This is a genomic window from Parasalinivibrio latis (assembly GCF_036825535.1).
Taxonomy (GTDB): Bacteria; Pseudomonadota; Gammaproteobacteria; order Enterobacterales; family Vibrionaceae; genus Parasalinivibrio; species Parasalinivibrio latis.
Map to the genome: position 1 here is coordinate 2,256,047 of NZ_CP098812.1, position 16,177 is coordinate 2,272,223.

Below are 16,177 nucleotides of genomic sequence, written 5' to 3' on the forward strand. Positions count from 1 at the left end.
CCTACGCCTCTTCCCCGGCATTCGACATTAGCATGCCCAGAGCTTTTTCATCTGTTTCAGCGGCATTAACTTCACCTGTAATTATTCCGTCTACCAGAACAATTATCCGATCAGAAAGAGACATAATTTCATCCAGTTCTGTGGAAACAAGCACAACGGCCGAACCGCTGTCCCTCGCTGAAATCAGATTACGGTGTATAAACTCAATAGCGCCAATATCCACCCCTCGTGTCGGCTGGCCTACCAGGAGGATATCGGGCTTTCTCATCATCTCTCTGGCGACAATCAACTTTTGCTGATTCCCTCCGGAAAAATTGGCTGACTTGAGATCTGGCGTAGGTGGACGGACATCAAACTCTTCCATCATATTCCGGGTGGCACTATCAATAGCCGCCAGATCGAACAGCTTGGCACCGTATGCTGCATCCCCCTGGAACCCCAGAATGGCGTTCTCAGCAGCAGGGAAAGACTTCACCAAGCCCTGCTTCAGGCGATCTTCAGGAATATGCCCAACCTTCATGTCGCGCATCAGGGCCGCATCACGGTTTGTGGACGGTAAAAAAGTACGTTTCCCTACAGAAGTACTAACCATTAACTCTCCCTGTTGGGGAGTGAGTGTACCTGCAAGAAACTCCAAAAGCTGGCTCTGTCCATTGCCAGAGACCCCTGCCACCCCTAAAATTTCGCCTCGGCGTACCGAGAAGTTAAGATCTTCCAGTAAGGTGACTCCCCGGCGGTCGCGGTAGGTTACTCCACTGACTTTCAGGCATTCTTCCCCAGGGTTAGCTGGCCCTTTCTCAACACGGAGCAAAACTTTGCGGCCAACCATAAGCTCGGCCAGTTCTTGAGGTGAAGTGTCTGAAGTATCACGCTCTGCGACCATTTCTCCCTGACGCATTACTGACACACTGTCGGTAATTGCCATTATTTCGCGGAGTTTATGGGTAATAAGAATGATGGTGACTCCCTGCTCTCGCAGAGAATCAAGGATGCCGAAAAACTGTTCTGTCTCTTGAGGAGTCAATACGCCGGTGGGTTCGTCAAGAATCAGAATTCTTGCACCGCGGTATAAGGCTTTTAGAATCTCAACCCGTTGTTGAAGCCCTACCGGGAGATCGCCTACGATGGCATGAGGATCTACATGAAGCCCGTACTTTTCCTCTATGGCTCGTAGTGCGGTTTCCGCCTTTTCACTGGCTCCGGCCAGCATGGCTTCCCCTTCTGCTCCCAGCATTACATTTTCCAGAACGGAAAAAGTTTCCACCAACATAAAGTGTTGGTGCACCATTCCAATACCGGCAGCAATGGCGTCCTGGGAATTGCGGATGTCTGCGGCGACACCGTTGACTTCAATCGTGCCGGAATCAGCAGTATAGAAACCGTACAAAATTGACATCAAGGTAGATTTACCCGCCCCGTTTTCACCCACAATACCGTGAATGGTACCTGGCCGGACTGTCAGGTCGATATTCTTGTTAGCCCAAACAGGGCCAAAGTGTTTATTGATTTGCTTTAGCGCAATTGCAGGCGCACTCATGTCACTTCCTTGATTGCCTAAGACATGAAAAGGGCCCATCCCAAAGGGATCGGCCCCAAACGCTTTAACTATTTAGTACTGGCAGGAATTGGTGGAGAAGTAATCGTGTACAACCACTTTGCCTGAAATGATGTCATCACGGATTGCATTAATACGCTTTTCCATTTCCGGCGTTACGAGTTCACGGTTGTAGTCATCCAACGCCCAGTCTACACCCTGCTCTTTCAGGCCCAGAGCCTGGAGACCTGGGGTAAACTTGCCATCTTTGGCATCCATGAAGGCATCCTGGACAGCAACGTCAACGCGCTTAACCATCGATGTCAGCATCACGCCCGGATGGAGGTAGTTCTGGTTAGAGTCCACACCAATTGCATAGTTACCGGCATCAACTGCTGCCTGATAAACGCCTACCCCGGTACCACCTGCAGCAGCATAGACAACATCCGCCCCTTGGTCGAACTGAGCCTTAGCCAGTTCTGCACCTTTGGTTGGGTTATTCCATGCAGCCGGCGTTGTACCCGTCATATTCTGGATAACTTCCGCATCTTTGCTTTCAAACTTCGCGCCTTGCTCATAGCCACACGCGAACTTACGAATAAGCGGGATATCCATTCCACCTACGAAGCCGACTTTGTCTGACTCACTTTTCATCACAGCCAGCGCGCCGACCAGAAATGAGCCTTCGTGCTCCTTAAACACAACTGAACGAACATTTGGCAGGTCAACCACTGCGTCAATGATAACAAACTGTGTTTTAGGGAACTGCTTGGCAACTTTCTCAACAATCGGAGCCTGTTGGAAGCCTACCGCTACAATTGGGTTGAAGCCACGTTGTGCCATACGGAGCATCGCTTGCTCACGTTGAGCTTCATTGGTGATTTCAAATTCACCGTAGCCAATTCCAGTTGATTTTTTAAATGCTTCGGCGCCGGTGTATGCAGCCTGGTTGAAGGATTTATCAAATTTACCCCCCATGTCGAAAATGACAGAAGGTTTAAATGCGGCATGAGCAGCTGCAGAAGACATACCTAAAGCAATGGCGAGGGCCAGCGTTGTGCTGCGTTTCATCCTTGTTACTCCCTTGTAGGTTACCATTTCTTATAGAATCTAAATTTAACCTGCTTAATTCAGCACATTTATTAGTTGACGGTCATGTTGTATACACAAAAACATGAACGCTTTCACATTACTTTTACAGATTTTCCGCGTCTGATCTCACTGCAATTGGCTCAGATAGCTGCATTTCTGGCCAATTACACCAAACGAACAAGACAAAAAAACCCGGAATTAACCGGGTTTCATCTTAGACCTATTGAAACTGTCGTTAAGGTAAGAGGATTCCACCAGCGGAAGGTGTATCAGTGGATTCCTGTTTTACAGGGGCACTCTTTTTCACCGGAGAGGACGTTTTCCTTTTTGCCGGCTGCTGTTTCGCTTTGCGTGCAATCTGCATTTTGCCAAGTGAAGCGGCATCACCTTTAATCAAGGTCGCATACGCCATCTTCGGCAATACCCGGGAAATTTTTACCGTACCCACTTTAATTTCGTTGGCACCCAAACGCTCACCGGTAACAGGATCGATAATGGTTTTACCCATTTTGTATACATCGTATAAATCACCTGATGAAACCGTCTCGCCACCTGAATTGACAATCAGTGACCCATCCTCGGCTTTTAACACCAGCAATGGGTAAATGTTTTCCTTCAGGGCATCAAACACTTTCCGAGCCGTAATATTTTTGAGCAGGGAAAGATTGTTGCGGCTAGACGTGGTCGTGACACGGTCGCTCCATTTAATCTGACCATTGTAGATATCGATGATCTTATACTCAACGACAACGCGGGAAGAGTAGTATGTCTTCTTGTCTTCGATATATTCGCCGGTAAGTTCTACCGTTCTCGAATTATCTACGACACGTTTTGTTGTGCGAGATTCAATGGTTTTACCTTCAACGATATAGTCAAGGCGCGCATCATTCGGGTTGTCCAGAACTGAGAACTTACGGTCTTTTACCATCAAAGATTCCAATTCTCGAGCAATGTCTTTGCCTGACTGACCACCGGTAAATGTTTTTACCGCAAGTGCACGACGCTTGTCATTGAGCCCTTTTGTCTTTCGAACCGAAATGCGGACTTTGAGCTTCACCTCACATCCGGTATCAGTACAGAACTCATTCAGAACATCATAAGAGTCAACCTTTCCTTTGGTCTCAACAACGACCAATTCTGAACGGTCACGCTGATATTCTGTCCCGTTACCAGATTTCTTGGATGTTTGCGTTTGTGATGCTTGCGCACTTTCAATATTGGTACCGTTTACCTGACGAAGTGCCTGAATCAACGCATTGTTGATGGCAGTTTCTTTGCTTAGGCCCTCGCCACTCGTCTCAACAATCAATGTTTTTGCAAAGACCAATGGTGAGAACAAGCACAACAGTGCAATGAATAATTTCTTCACTCGATTGTCCCGTTAGAAATCAGCTGCATCGAAAAAGTCTTCGGAACCAGCCTCATGCGCAGATGTTGGCTTGTTTGTTTCAGTTGCCACAGGTTCACGTCCATTTTGCAGGTCTTCCGCATTTTGAATTCGAACCGGATGCCAAACGACAACAACACCAGTCATTTCCTTGCCTGTGACCGGGTGTTTTTTCAGCCAGGTATGCTCAACACCCACACCAGTAACATCGCGAATGCTGGAGGTCATTTTTGAGCTCTCTTCTGTCACGCTCATAATCTTCCGCTGGATACCAGCCGTTTCAGATGTTCGAACGTTTCCAGCGGCAAATTCAAACACTTTATCTTTGGTCTTTTCCTGACCACGCATTGAATCACGTGCGAAGTTGCCGTTCATGTTGTAAGTGCCTGCGAGCAGTCCCCATGCATTGTCTTCCGCATAACCACGCGCCGCTTCACGCTCCATTGTCCGCTCGTCTGGGTCATTGGTATAGATAACGCCCGCCTGACCAAACGAGACAAGCATTGGATACCCCTTGTCGTCATACCAAAGCTGGGTCCCCGTATTCAGGAACAGGGTGTCGTTCATATTGGCAAGTTTTGATTTAATGTTCGCGTTCGCCGGGTTTGCTTTCTCCGGATCTGGCATCACGTTTCCACGCGATTCAACCAGAGCCTTTACGCGATCACGTTTTGCGTTTGAAAGCGCCATCACGACACCAACAGTACCTTTGCCGTTATCTTCGATAACTTCGAATGTCTTAACGACAAACATCCCTGACAAATCACCGTATGCGCGCGTAATTGATTTGGTGCCAATGTACTCACGGAAAAGTTGCTGTTTTTTAGTTTGCGGAGCCGCTTCAAATTCCTGCGGGTTTACACCATTTTCTTCAAGCTCTGCATTCAGCTTGCTGTCCACAACAGCTATCGCTTTATTCAGTAGCTGAGTCAGCTTGGACTCTGATTTGAAATCATCCGCGGTTGGCTCAGGTAAACCCTTGGCTTTGAAATACTCTTTGATATCTTGCTGAACAAAGTCCCGGTTCAGCGTTTTCAGATAGGATTCACGCGCTTTCAGAACAGCTTCATTCAGCGCCAATGCACGAAACTCTGACCAGTCAGTATGGTTTTTATCGACTGCAATCTGTCCTTTACCTTCAAAGAACACGACTGAATTTTGCTTACCCTGAGCACGAACTTTTGCTTCGACGGCCTGACGATATTTGTCAATAAGTTCCTGAACTTGCTGATCCGGATCGATTTCTGCGACTTGCACATCTTGTGCACTTTGAGCAGTTGAATCTGGCTCTGCCGGCACGGACTGTGTCGTTGATGTATCTTGATTAGCAAACGCGTGGTTGATAGATACTGGCATCGCCAGCATAGACAGGATCATTGCTAATGGAGCTTTGCGGAAATTCATGGAGTCCCTCATACAGAAATAACTGCACCGGTGGCCACCGGTGCAGTAGAGCCAATTGTTTTCCCGGTCATTACCAGCTTACGGTGTCGCCATCAGCAACTTTGCCAACAACGCGCTCGCCCTCGTAGTACGCCAGACCGTTTTCAATGTTGGTCAGAGACAATTGGAAGTAGTACTCAATGCGGGTATCTCCGGAATCCAGCGTGTTGTTACGCTGCAGGATTTTTCCAGACAGACTGAAGTCGGGCGCATAAACCTGATTATCACCCTTTACAGTAGACTTCTTAACGATTTTAGAGTCTTTCAATGCACGCATCTTTGTAGACGCATCATCTTCACCAAACGCAGTCGTTACCAAGAACTTACCGGAGTTCAGCATCTTCACACGAATTGACTTCACCAGCTGATCGGTATCAATTCGCTGCATAGTATCGTTTTCGATGTTGTTGATATAAAGGATATAGCGGCCACCCTGATCAGCCTGCGGGTGAGTCAGAAGCTTTGATGCAACCATTTCATCAGCCATTTCGTTAGCTGCTTTAGAAAAGTCTGCATAAGACAGGCCGGCAGTTACGTTGGTCTTTGTGTCAGAAGCATCGATATACGATGTTGTAGTCTTACATCCGGTAAGAGTTGCAACACCCATTAACATCACAGCAATCAGTTTTTTCATGTCCATTCGCTCGCTTTTCATCATTGCAGTAAGGGCGCATTTCTGCGCCCATCAGTAAAAATTACAGGTTAATTACTTGAATAGTTGGTGCTGCATTTGCCGTTGGAGCTTTCACATAAATAACGTGATTTTTTGAACTCTTATCTAGCTCAACCGGCATTTCAAACGCACCTGCCTTTACCGTTACCTGATTGGATTTCGCTACCAGGGACGCCGTCTCAAATTCACATGGCAGTGCACTGAAAGAACGGAGGTCTGCACCGGTAGTGGCTGCCTGCAAAATACCCGCGGCCAGACCAAGCAATTCGTTCTCATCATTCAATTGCTTTTGAACAATGGTTTTCAGCGTGGTACGGGTAACTTCGCGAGCAAGGATGTAAGGGAATTCAGTATCAAATTCGGCACCGATAATCCGGTCCATATTTGACAGTGAAGCGGTTTTAACGCCATTCACAGTGATGTAAGGATATGCTTCACCACGAGATTTCAGTTTAGGAAGTGCAATACCAGCATATTGAACGTCAGCGCCTGGAATAATGCCAATTGGCAGGTCTACACGTCGTTCTTCACGTACAATTGACTGACCGTTTTCGAATACAACCCAAACTTTTTTGTCGAGCGCTTTTTTCGACTTTCCGCGCGCCAAAGAGCGGGCTAGATCGTAATCTGCTTTTACTGCTGCAGACTTGGTCATTTTATAAACGCGATTGAACAGGTCTGCTGCTTTTTGGTAATCAGATTTGCTCTTTGCATTCAGCATCAGGAAAAGCGCATTGGAGTAGGTAGTGTATGGGTTTACAAAACCGCCGTATGCTTTCCATTGGTTTTCTTCAAAACCTGCATTTTTCAGAGCAGACTGGGTGAGATCAGATTTGAGCGTTGAGTTAACCAAGCTGAAGCTTTCACCCGCTTCTTCTTCCAGCTCTTTTTTCTGCTCTTTAATCTTATCGGCAAAGTACTCTGCAGCGATGCGTTGACGTTCTTCAGCACGGTTAAATTCAACGCGCGCATTTTGCATGTCACCGTCTGCCAGGAAATTCCACGCCTTGTAGGTGTTTGCCATTACACCGTCATAATACGTTTGTTCGTAATCCAACATTGCATCGTTCCCTGCAATGGAACCCACGGTTTCAGCACCTTTCTCCAGACCATTCTCGGTATCTTCTTCACGCATCACTTTTTCGGCGGCATCAAAATAGGATGTAGAAAGCTTGTATTGGCCGTCAAAACGGAGCGCTGCACCGGCTTGGAGTGTCCAGAACAGGTCATCAACTTCGCCCGTTTCCGGATCCATATCTGCCAACTCCTGTGCGTGGGTTGCAGCAGTCAGGTAATCATGCGACACCATCGCCTCTTCAAAAGGCTTTGAATCATTTCCTTGTAAAATTGTTGTACATCCCGACGTGACCAGAATAGCCAACACCAAACCACTGCGTTTAATCATGCGCATGTATATTTTTCCTTTCACATATTCATGTTGTTGAATTTAACGCATGGAAATATATATACTTTTTGGGATGAAGATCATGATCAATGTCTATTTTTATGAGCCCTAATGCTCATTTGAGGCAAAAGTGTGCAGAATGATTTTCTAGGCAAATAATTAAAAATAGAAACATTAAGCGCCCGAAATGCATTCAGGCGGTCAACATCTTAAAAAACAGTGGCAAATGAAAGGTTACATATTGATATCGCAATCCACCCATACCAACCGATGGTCTGAACTTATACCTGCCCTTACCCGGTTCCTGCTATCGGCAATCAGGTTTCTCCCCACTTCGGCGGCAGATGGCCAGAATACCCCCGATAAAGACACCATCAGGTTGGATGAGGGCAGGACGTAATCCAGCCTGAGGCCACTGTTATGCGTCCAGGTATTGGATGTATCATACCTGTATTGAAACACACGATGAGAACGTGCGCCTGCGCTTGTTGGTACCAGTTTTCCCAAAGCAGCAGTCTTGTTGATCTTGGGGTGGCTTAGGAGCTTTCTCAGCTCACTATGGTCACCATCACCATCGATCGGCGTACAGTTTAAATCCCCCATCACCACAAACGGGTTTGTACCTTTAATTCCACCGGGTGTGCCAGCGTCATCTTCCAGGTAACCGGCGTTATCAATGATGTCAGCAATTAACCGCAGCTCATCTGCATTACGGTGATAGTTCCTTTTCTCTGGCCCGTCGAAAACCGGCGGTGTGGGATGGCATGCCACGACGGTAACAACACCTATTGGTGTATCTATCGGCACACAAACGTGGTTTTTGGAAGAAAGCCGGAGGGTTTGTTCGGTAACGCTGTCATAGAAACCTTCTGGCATTCTGTTACCCGGCATTTTTTGCCAGCGAAATTGTTGCCAGCTTCTAATCTCTTCAAAAAGTATGGGGTAGCGAGAAAGGAGGACAAATCCGTACTGCCCATGATGAAGGCCAAAGCCATGTGCTTCTTCAGGTTGAATTACAGTTGATTTAGCAGATGTTTCTTTAAGGGGCAGCCCGGTGTTGCTCGAGGGACAATACACATGGGGGTAGTCAATCGGCTCGCCGTCACCATCATTTGTATTGAGGTACTCCCTGATAAATACAGCGACGGCACCATCGTCACCTCCTACTCCGGGATGATCGAATTCACACAGCAATATCACATCTGGCCGGACTGTTCTTATCACGCCGGCGATATTGCAGAAACGTTGCTGCCTTTCATTCAGCAACCGGTTCAATTCACCGGGACGATCGTAAGACATCGCCACATTAAATTGTGCAAACCGCACAGGACCGCACGAATTTATATCAACACCCAAGGGCAGAGACGGCATAGAAATCTCTCAGCGAGCAAAAACCGTCACTTTATCAGTTGATTAATAGCCTGACGAATATTCTCCGCATCCGCTGCTGCCCGGTGAACCGGCGGGCCCAGTGATTCCAGGCAATCCAGAAATCGCTCCCGAGATATCCCCACTTCAAATTTCAGCCAGTGCCCGATTTCAGTGAGAGTGAAAGCCGGACGCATATGTGCTGCTTTATAGAGCCTGCCCATCCAAAAGAGATCCCACTGGCTGTCGCATAAAACGTGCTCGTACTGGCAGAGTGTCTGGTTAAGGTGGAGGCAAACATCTGCCACAGACCAACCTTCCAGTTCCAATTCTTCGCGACTGATTCCATGAATGGCAGATTCAGCGTATTTGTCCCAATACGTCCAGGGCTCAGAAGAAGTAAGAGGGTTAATTAACAGGCTCGAAGTATCGCCATCCGGCAAGGAATAGCCAACCTCGATAGGAAATGAACTGTCAGAAAGGCCAGACGCCTCAAAATCTAAAGTTACCCACATTCAATCGCTCCTTGATCGCTCAGGGATTAAAATCCCATGTGGTATACAAGAATCTCACTGCATCCGTGCAGCATTTATGCCGTGTCACATTATCATTCCATCCGCTGATATGAACACCGGCACTCATAAGGATAGCAAGCGACCGTGATACAATACTAATCTGATTGCGCTTTCTGCCATGTAGAGATTGAGAGACAGATGCAAAATAGAAAACCGGTGATTGGGTTTGCAGGGTTTAGCGGATCCGGGAAAACCACGTTAATTGAAAAGGTTATTCCTCTATTAAGGACCGCAGGGGTGCGTGTTGCAGTTGTTAAACACAGTCACCACGTTATTGACCCGGATAAACCAGGCAAAGACAGTTACCGCCTGAGAAAAGCCGGCAGTGATCAGTTTTTAATGGCTACCCGTGAACGGAATATCCTTTTTTTTGAATACCATGATGAGGAAAGAGAAGAGCCGACGCTGGAAGAATGCCTCTCCCAGTTGGATCATGGCCGCATCGATTTGGTGCTTGTTGAAGGGTTCCGTGACGCGCCTATTCCAAAGATTGAAATTCACCGTCCGGTACACGGAAAACCACTCCTGCATCCGAACGACCGCCACATCATTGCAATGGCGAGCGACGAAACCATCGACCTGCCTGCGTCCCTGACAAGGCTGGATTTGAACCAGCCTCAACAAGTATCAGATTTTATTCTGTCCTGGTTACAAAGCGCGAGTTAAGCGCAGAGACCGAGTACCCATAAAGCCGCTCAAGATCCTCGACAGAGATGCCTGACGCTCTCTCTTCCCTGGCGGCTTTCTCAATACGCTGGCACATGGCATGAAGGGCCGTCAGGCCAACGCTACCCGCCCCTCCCTTCAATGTATGGGCAAAAGACGCAGTATCTTCCCAATCCTCAACTGTCATGGCATCGCCCAACGCCTCCACCCTATCAGGTGTCGAACTGATGAAAAGGGCCGCAATCTGTTGGATTTGCTCTACACCCAACACGTCAATGTCGTTCTCCAATACAGAAGCATCAAGAACCGGTAGTCCGTTAAATTCATCTGGTACGTTCTGAGGCTCTGACACTTTTTCCAATTCGGGTGTCACAACCAAGTCAGGCCTTACAGATGTCATTTCTTGAACAACGGGCTTTTGCGGTACGCGGGGTTTATCCGCCAGAAGACGAGCCAGCTCGTCAGACAACTGGTTGGCGACAAGCGGCTTTGACAGGAAGCCATTGAAACCGGCCGTAATGTAGCTTTCCACTTCTTCACGGAAAACATGAGCTGAAACAGCCACCATCGGCGTAGGTGACAACCATTTTTCGTAGCTCTTGTTGGCTTCAACACGGTGCAGCCGCCGCATCAGGGTGACACCATCTGTATCCGGCAGGTTGATATCAAGGAGCATGATATCGAAATCTTCGCGATCAACCCGTTGCTCAGCCTCGATGCCTGTTTCCGCGCTGACCACAGTATGCCCCAAGCGTTTCAGGAAGCCTGTCGCCACCATAAGGTTTACCGGGTTGTCTTCCACCAGCAGCACATGGGCTGGCTCAATAACCTTACAGGCCAAAACATCGGACTCTTTGGGCGCAGAGCTTTCAACCAATGGAATACTGAACCAGAAACGGCTGCCTTGCCACTGGATGGAGCTGACCGAAATCTCCCCTTGCATGGCATCGACAATACGCTTGCTAATCGCCAGTCCAAGACCTGTACCTCCGAATGTCTTTCTGCCGGTTTCAGCCTGGGAAAATGCTTCAAAGACCTTCTTCTGCTCTGCTTTTGATATACCAGCACCGGTATCAATCACCTCAAACAGTACCTGATCTTTATTACGGGGGTGCAATCCGATACGAACCCTGATCCCACCTTTTTCAGTAAATTTAATTGCGTTCCCCACTAAATTTACCAACACCTGGCGAATTCGGGACGCATCCCCCATTCGCCAGGGCTTTTCTGCCAGCGAGCATTCAGCGGTGAGATACAGGGATTTTTCATCAGCCCGGCTTTTGAGCATCTGGTTTACATCCTCAACCAAATAGCAAAGGTTGAAGGTTTCGTGATGGATATCAAGGTGTCCGGCTTCAATTTTAGAGTAATCGAGGATGTCATTCAGGACGTCCAGCAACGCCTCGCCACTGCGGTTAATCACTGCCAACAAACGCTTCTGGTTACCATCCAGAATGGTGTCTGCCAACAGCGATGCCGTCCCCAAAACACCATTCATTGGCGTCCGGATTTCGTGGCTCATTGTTGCCAGGAAAGCAGATTTGGCCCGGTTAGCCTGTTCAGCTTCAACACGAGCGATAGCATGCTGCTCAACTTCTTCGTTAAGCTTGGAATTCGCCTCTTTCAACTCCGCAGTACGCTTGGCAACGGTATTTTCCAGGCTAATTTTGTTCGCTTCCAACTCTTGCCTGTACCGGCCCTCTGCAGAGGCAAGCCGCGCCCGCTCATACGCGGTATCACGGGCCACCAGAATCGCATGGCCCATGGCAGCCAGTTCGTCATCACCTTCAACTTTCAGGTTGATTGCCAAATCCCCCCGAGCCAGTGACATCAAGGCGCGGGAGTACTGGTTAATCCTGAATACCACCCGTGCATACACGTACTTCCACATAATCAGGATAAGGGCAAGCACCCCGGCAACGGATATACCGATCAGGCCATTTTGGGCAAGCCCCAGACTTTCTTCCACGTTGGCAATGGCCTGCCTGGAGGTATAACTTGCCGACTCAACCACGGCATCAATCTGGTCATTCAGGGTCTGGAATGCGCTCAGGTTGCGGTCATTGAGCACCCTCAGGTCACGGCGAAGCTCTACCAGCCGGATAAGGCCGTTAAAGTAATCATTCGGCTCTTTGATTCCCTGCAACTGCTCCATCATCTGAGCCGAGCGCTCAGGGTCTTCCACGGCTTTAACGCGGCGCTCCAATACTTCGACAACATCCCTGTATTTATCCCGGAATGCATTTATGTCCTTCTTATTCTCACTGTAGCCGGCATCACTGACCAACCCATCAAGCTTCTGGGTCATCGAGCGGAGCTCAATCAAACGCTCTGAAAGATCTAGATCGACTTCAACCAGGTTATCCAGCGCCTCATAGATAGCCTCTTTCTTGCCAGTCTCAACCAAGTCATACAGACGGACAATATTTGCTGTTGTAACTGCGTTGGCATTTGAAATCTGTGAAAGGGAAAGATCCTGAACCGCTTCGAGACGTCCCCGCAGGAAACCGATTTTGGTTTTGGTCTGGTTCTCGAGATCAATTTTCTGCCCGACGAGCAACCCCATCAGCGCCAAATTGTCGATAAGACCTTTGATATTATTGTCCAGCTCATCCAAATCCCTGGGGTTGAAGGAATATTGGCGTAGGTTCACCAGGCTTTGCCGGAGCTCCCGGGCATAAATCGTTAACGAGCGACCCTGTTGCTCTCGTTCACTTTGGGTAGATGACTTTTCGAGCACCTGCGCCGTAGCAATCATTCGGTTTGCGATATCGGAAAGTTGCTTCGATTCAACCAAAGCAGGCAACGCTGAATTCATGACCTGGCGTTCAGTTTTCGCCACAAGCGAAAATCCACCGACACCGATAAGTGCGGCTAATATCATCATTACCGCCATGCTGGAAAATGCCAGCAACAGCGTGCTGCCAATACCCGTTTTTTTTAACGACATTGCGTTTAAAACCCCAAGAATCCGTTGGAAACGTTTTCTCTTTCTCTGACAATGGGTACTATTCTGCCAGTGTTTACGACCTTTAGACCACTTTGATGCGATTGCTTGCCCGTTATTTCAACAACCTGTTCCGTTTTACCACGCTCCTGTTACTGGGCGTAAGTGCCCTTCCCGCCCAGGCATGGCAGGTAGTCGCCCATGAACCGGCATTTTCCAAAAACGATGTCTCGGTTGATTACCAGCCGCTGAAAGAGGCAAGCAAGGCCTGGAAAATATGCGCACTGTACCCACACCTCAAAGATGCCTACTGGCTGTCGGTGAATTACGGCATGGTGGAACAAAGCCGCCAGCTGGGGGTTGAACTCAAGGTATTGGACGCCAACGGTTATAACAACGAAGTGCAGCAACTTGCCCAGGTCAGGCAGTGCCGGAAATGGGGAGCTGACGCTATATTGTTGGGCGCTGTTTCACCGGACATGCCGGAAGTAATCGGCGACACCGCGGGACACATCCCATTGTTTGGCACCATCAATGCAGTCCATGAAACAGAAAAACTCCACCACCGTCTTGCCGGTCGTGTCGGCGTTGACTGGTATTATATGGGCAGGGAAGTCGGGGATTTCCTCGTTAAAAAACAGAACCAGGCGGGACACCCTCTGACCATCGCCGTGCTGGCCGGTCCCAAAGCCGTAGGCGGCACCTTCCCGGTCATGGCCGGGCTTAACGACACAATTAAAGGCAAACCGATAAAGATCGTCACAGAGCAATGGGACGACAACAGCAAGGAGTTACAACGTAACTTACTTCAGGAAATTATCGAAAAACATCCGAATGTCGACTACATCATTGGCAGTGCTGTTGCTATTGAAGTAGGCATCAATACCCTCAGAAGTGCAGGTAAACTCGACGACATTGGGCTGGTTTCCACCTATTTCAGCCACGGTGTCTACCGTGGGCTCCGCCGGAACCGGATTGATTTCGCACCAAGTGACCAAATGGTGCTTCAGGGAAGGCTCTCTGTCGATCAGGCGGTCCGTTACCTTGAAGACAAAAACCCGGTTCTGGACCTGTCGACACGTATTGTGGGTATGACACCAGCCTACCTGCCACAAACCATTGTTGAGAACTCTCTGTCCCCGGCTCGGTTCCGCCCAGTGTTTATCTCAACCACAGAAAATTCACAGTAACCCAATGCCATAACCTGTAATATGGCGCTAAGTGTTTGAAAGAGAGAATGCCATGGAAAAGACCACTCGCCCGGTTGGGAAACAAAAACATATCGCACTGGTGGCACATGACCACTGTAAGGAAGAACTGCTGCGTTGGGTTAACGAGAACCGGGAGCAATTGGCGAAACACGATCTCTACGCGACCGGAACAACCGGAAGCATGATTAACAAGGAAACCGGCCTTCCCATTACAAGCCTTATCAGCGGCCCGATGGGCGGTGACCAACAATTGGGCGCACTCATTACAGATAGCAAAATTGACATGCTGATCTTCTTTTGGGATCCACTCAATGCGGTACCGCACGATCCTGATGTAAAGGCCCTGCTGAGAATAGCTGCTGTATGGAATATCCCAGTGGCAACCAACCGTTCAAGTGCCCGTTTTATGCTTTCTTCCCCGCTCCTGAATGAAGAAACTGTATACGAAATCCCTGATTACGAAAGCTACCTGAGAGCGCGTACCTGATTCCCTGTAACCTGTTGTCAATTAGGTAGAAAGGCCGGATATCCGGCCTTTTTCTTGCCTGCATTCACGTCTGGAATTGATCGCCCACCATGCAATCCGCATTTTCTTCCCGTAAAGTGGCGGTCAATGAGATAAAGGAATCTACGATGATCATAAAACCTGTTGTACAGGGTGTCGTTGCCCGCACATGCCATCCCGTCGGCTGCAAGCAAGCCGTTAAAAACCAAATTAATTACGTGACACAACAGACTCCAGCTCAAACCGGTTCCACGCTGCCAAAACGTGTGCTGATCCTTGGGGCGTCATCCGGTTTTGGTCTTTCTGCAAGGACCGCACTGGCATTTGGTGCGGCAAAGGCTGATACCCTGGGAGTATCTTTTGAAAGAGGTATTTCGGACAAAAGTGTTGGCAGCGCCGGTTGGTATAACAACATCTGGTTTCGTGAATTCGCGGAGCAAGAAGGCAGGTTTGCGGGAAATATCGTAGGAGATGCCTTTTCGTCACAAACCAGGGAACAGGTTGTTGATGCGATTAAAACCCATATGGGTGGCAGCGTTGACCTGGTGATCTACTCACTGGCGACTGGAGTGCGCCCTAACCCGGCTACCGGCGATTTCTGGCGCTCGGTAATTAAGCCCGTCGGTGAACCCGTCACTGGGTATTCAGTAAACATTGAAAAAGGCACATTGGAAAGTGTCACCATGCCACCGGCCTCCAGAGAGGAAATCGAAGCGACCGAAAAAGTCATGGGCGGCGAAGACTGGCAAGATTGGATTGGATGGCTGGCCGGGCAAGGCGTTCTTGCAGATGGCTTTCGCACTGTCGCCTTTTCCTACATTGGCCCTGAGCAAACCCATGCGCTGTACCATCACGGGACGCTGGGGTACGCAAAAGCCCACCTGCACAAAACAAAAGATGAACTCAACCAAAAGATGGCGTCATTGAACGGAAAAGCCGATATTGCTGTCTGTAAGGCACTGGTTACAAAAGCCAGTGTGTTTATTCCGGGGCTTGCCCCTTACCTTCTTGCGTTGATGAACGTAATGAAACAACAGGGAACCCATGAAACTTGCATAGAACAGATGTACCGCCTGTTCTATGAACGTTTTTATACAAGCAGCAATGACAGCACAGTAACAGATTCGAATGGTCTGATACGGATGGACGATTGGGAGTTGTCCCCAGACACGCAGAGTAAAACCATTGCATTGTTGGAGCAGATCAATCCAGGCAATTTCCGGCAAATGGGTGACTATGAAGGATTTGTAAAAGAATTCATGCAAATTAACGGATTTTTCCATCCGGAAGTCGATTACAGCCAACCCCTTAATTTAGCTGAGCTAAAATCTCTAATACCATAAATGTAATCTTTACTTTGCGACAGGCTGG

The 16,177-nt window shown here is 48.5% G+C and carries 13 protein-coding genes; 4 read left to right on the forward strand and 9 right to left on the reverse strand.

Going from position 1 to position 16,177, the window contains the following annotated elements:
* Nucleotide 1 precedes the first annotated feature (1 nt).
* The 8 genes from NF212_RS10425 to NF212_RS10460 form a co-directional block, all read right to left on the reverse strand.
* Nucleotides 2–1,537, reverse strand: a complete 1,536-nt coding sequence (locus tag NF212_RS10425) for an ABC transporter ATP-binding protein (protein ID WP_434355323.1) — start codon at nt 1,535–1,537, stop codon at nt 2–4.
* A gap of 72 nt (nt 1,538–1,609) precedes the next feature.
* Nucleotides 1,610–2,605, reverse strand: coding sequence for a BMP family lipoprotein (locus NF212_RS10430; protein WP_434355324.1), 996 nt, complete (start codon nt 2,603–2,605; stop codon nt 1,610–1,612).
* A 256-nt stretch (nt 2,606–2,861) separates the two neighbouring features.
* Entirely contained in the window at nt 2,862–3,995 is a 1,134-nt protein-coding gene (locus NF212_RS10435) for a hypothetical protein (protein ID WP_434355325.1), read from the reverse strand.
* 12 nt (nt 3,996–4,007) lie between these two features.
* Nucleotides 4,008–5,417 (reverse strand): DUF6844 domain-containing protein, encoded by a 1,410-nt coding sequence (locus tag NF212_RS10440; protein WP_434355326.1) that lies wholly within the window; start codon nt 5,415–5,417, stop codon nt 4,008–4,010.
* 70 nt (nt 5,418–5,487) lie between these two features.
* On the reverse strand, nt 5,488–6,096 hold the full coding sequence (gene lpoB, locus NF212_RS10445; RefSeq protein ID WP_434355327.1) for a penicillin-binding protein activator LpoB: 609 nt from the start codon (nt 6,094–6,096) through the stop codon (nt 5,488–5,490).
* 55 nt (nt 6,097–6,151) lie between these two features.
* The gene (locus NF212_RS10450; RefSeq protein WP_434355328.1) at nt 6,152–7,540 is read right to left on the reverse strand and encodes a COG3014 family protein; all 1,389 of its coding nucleotides are present in this window, start codon (nt 7,538–7,540) and stop codon (nt 6,152–6,154) included.
* Between the two features lie 228 nt (nt 7,541–7,768).
* A complete protein-coding gene (locus NF212_RS10455) occupies nt 7,769–8,905 on the reverse strand; it encodes an endonuclease/exonuclease/phosphatase family protein (protein WP_434355329.1) in 1,137 nt (378 codons plus the stop codon).
* A gap of 26 nt (nt 8,906–8,931) precedes the next feature.
* Nucleotides 8,932–9,417 carry a hypothetical protein gene (locus NF212_RS10460; protein ID WP_434355330.1) on the reverse strand — a complete coding sequence of 162 codons (486 nt, stop codon included), beginning with the start codon at nt 9,415–9,417 and terminating at the stop codon, nt 8,932–8,934.
* 198 nt (nt 9,418–9,615) lie between these two features.
* On the opposite strand from NF212_RS10460, the gene mobB reads away from it, so the two are divergent.
* A complete protein-coding gene (mobB, locus tag NF212_RS10465) occupies nt 9,616–10,143 on the forward strand; it encodes a molybdopterin-guanine dinucleotide biosynthesis protein B (RefSeq protein WP_434355332.1) in 528 nt (175 codons plus the stop codon).
* Here mobB and torS read toward each other — a convergent pair.
* A complete protein-coding gene (gene torS, locus NF212_RS10470) occupies nt 10,112–13,093 on the reverse strand; it encodes a TMAO reductase system sensor histidine kinase/response regulator TorS (protein WP_434355334.1) in 2,982 nt (993 codons plus the stop codon). The genes mobB and torS overlap by 32 nt on opposite strands.
* Nucleotides 13,094–13,188: 95 nt before the next feature.
* Between torS and torT the strand changes: the two genes are divergently transcribed.
* From torT to fabV, 3 genes are all read left to right on the forward strand, one after another.
* Complete coding sequence (gene torT, locus NF212_RS10475) at nt 13,189–14,280, forward strand: TMAO reductase system periplasmic protein TorT (protein WP_434355336.1); 1,092 nt, start codon at nt 13,189–13,191, stop codon at nt 14,278–14,280.
* Nucleotides 14,281–14,332: 52 nt separating this feature from the next.
* Complete coding sequence (locus NF212_RS10480) at nt 14,333–14,788, forward strand: methylglyoxal synthase (RefSeq protein ID WP_434355338.1); 456 nt, start codon at nt 14,333–14,335, stop codon at nt 14,786–14,788.
* Between the two features lie 146 nt (nt 14,789–14,934).
* A complete protein-coding gene (gene fabV, locus NF212_RS10485; protein WP_434355340.1) occupies nt 14,935–16,149 on the forward strand; it encodes an enoyl-ACP reductase FabV in 1,215 nt (404 codons plus the stop codon).
* Nucleotides 16,150–16,177: the final 28 nt, after the last annotated feature.

What these genes read in the sequence shown, in the direction of transcription:
- NF212_RS10455 (WP_434355329.1), bottom strand. Translation starts at nt 8,905, where the DNA reads ATGCCGTCTCTGCCCTTGGGTGTTGATATAAATTCGTGCGGTCCTGTG.
- torT (WP_434355336.1), top strand. Translation starts at nt 13,189, where the DNA reads ATGCGATTGCTTGCCCGTTATTTCAACAACCTGTTCCGTTTTACCACG.
- NF212_RS10450 (WP_434355328.1), bottom strand. Translation starts at nt 7,540, where the DNA reads ATGCGCATGATTAAACGCAGTGGTTTGGTGTTGGCTATTCTGGTCACG.
- NF212_RS10480 (WP_434355338.1), top strand. Translation starts at nt 14,333, where the DNA reads ATGGAAAAGACCACTCGCCCGGTTGGGAAACAAAAACATATCGCACTG.
- NF212_RS10430 (WP_434355324.1), bottom strand. Translation starts at nt 2,605, where the DNA reads ATGAAACGCAGCACAACGCTGGCCCTCGCCATTGCTTTAGGTATGTCT.
- mobB (WP_434355332.1), top strand. Translation starts at nt 9,616, where the DNA reads ATGCAAAATAGAAAACCGGTGATTGGGTTTGCAGGGTTTAGCGGATCC.
- NF212_RS10460 (WP_434355330.1), bottom strand. Translation starts at nt 9,417, where the DNA reads ATGTGGGTAACTTTAGATTTTGAGGCGTCTGGCCTTTCTGACAGTTCA.
- lpoB (WP_434355327.1), bottom strand. Translation starts at nt 6,096, where the DNA reads ATGGACATGAAAAAACTGATTGCTGTGATGTTAATGGGTGTTGCAACT.
- NF212_RS10425 (WP_434355323.1), bottom strand. Translation starts at nt 1,537, where the DNA reads ATGAGTGCGCCTGCAATTGCGCTAAAGCAAATCAATAAACACTTTGGC.
- fabV (WP_434355340.1), top strand. Translation starts at nt 14,935, where the DNA reads ATGATCATAAAACCTGTTGTACAGGGTGTCGTTGCCCGCACATGCCAT.
- torS (WP_434355334.1), bottom strand. Translation starts at nt 13,093, where the DNA reads ATGTCGTTAAAAAAAACGGGTATTGGCAGCACGCTGTTGCTGGCATTT.
- NF212_RS10440 (WP_434355326.1), bottom strand. Translation starts at nt 5,417, where the DNA reads ATGAATTTCCGCAAAGCTCCATTAGCAATGATCCTGTCTATGCTGGCG.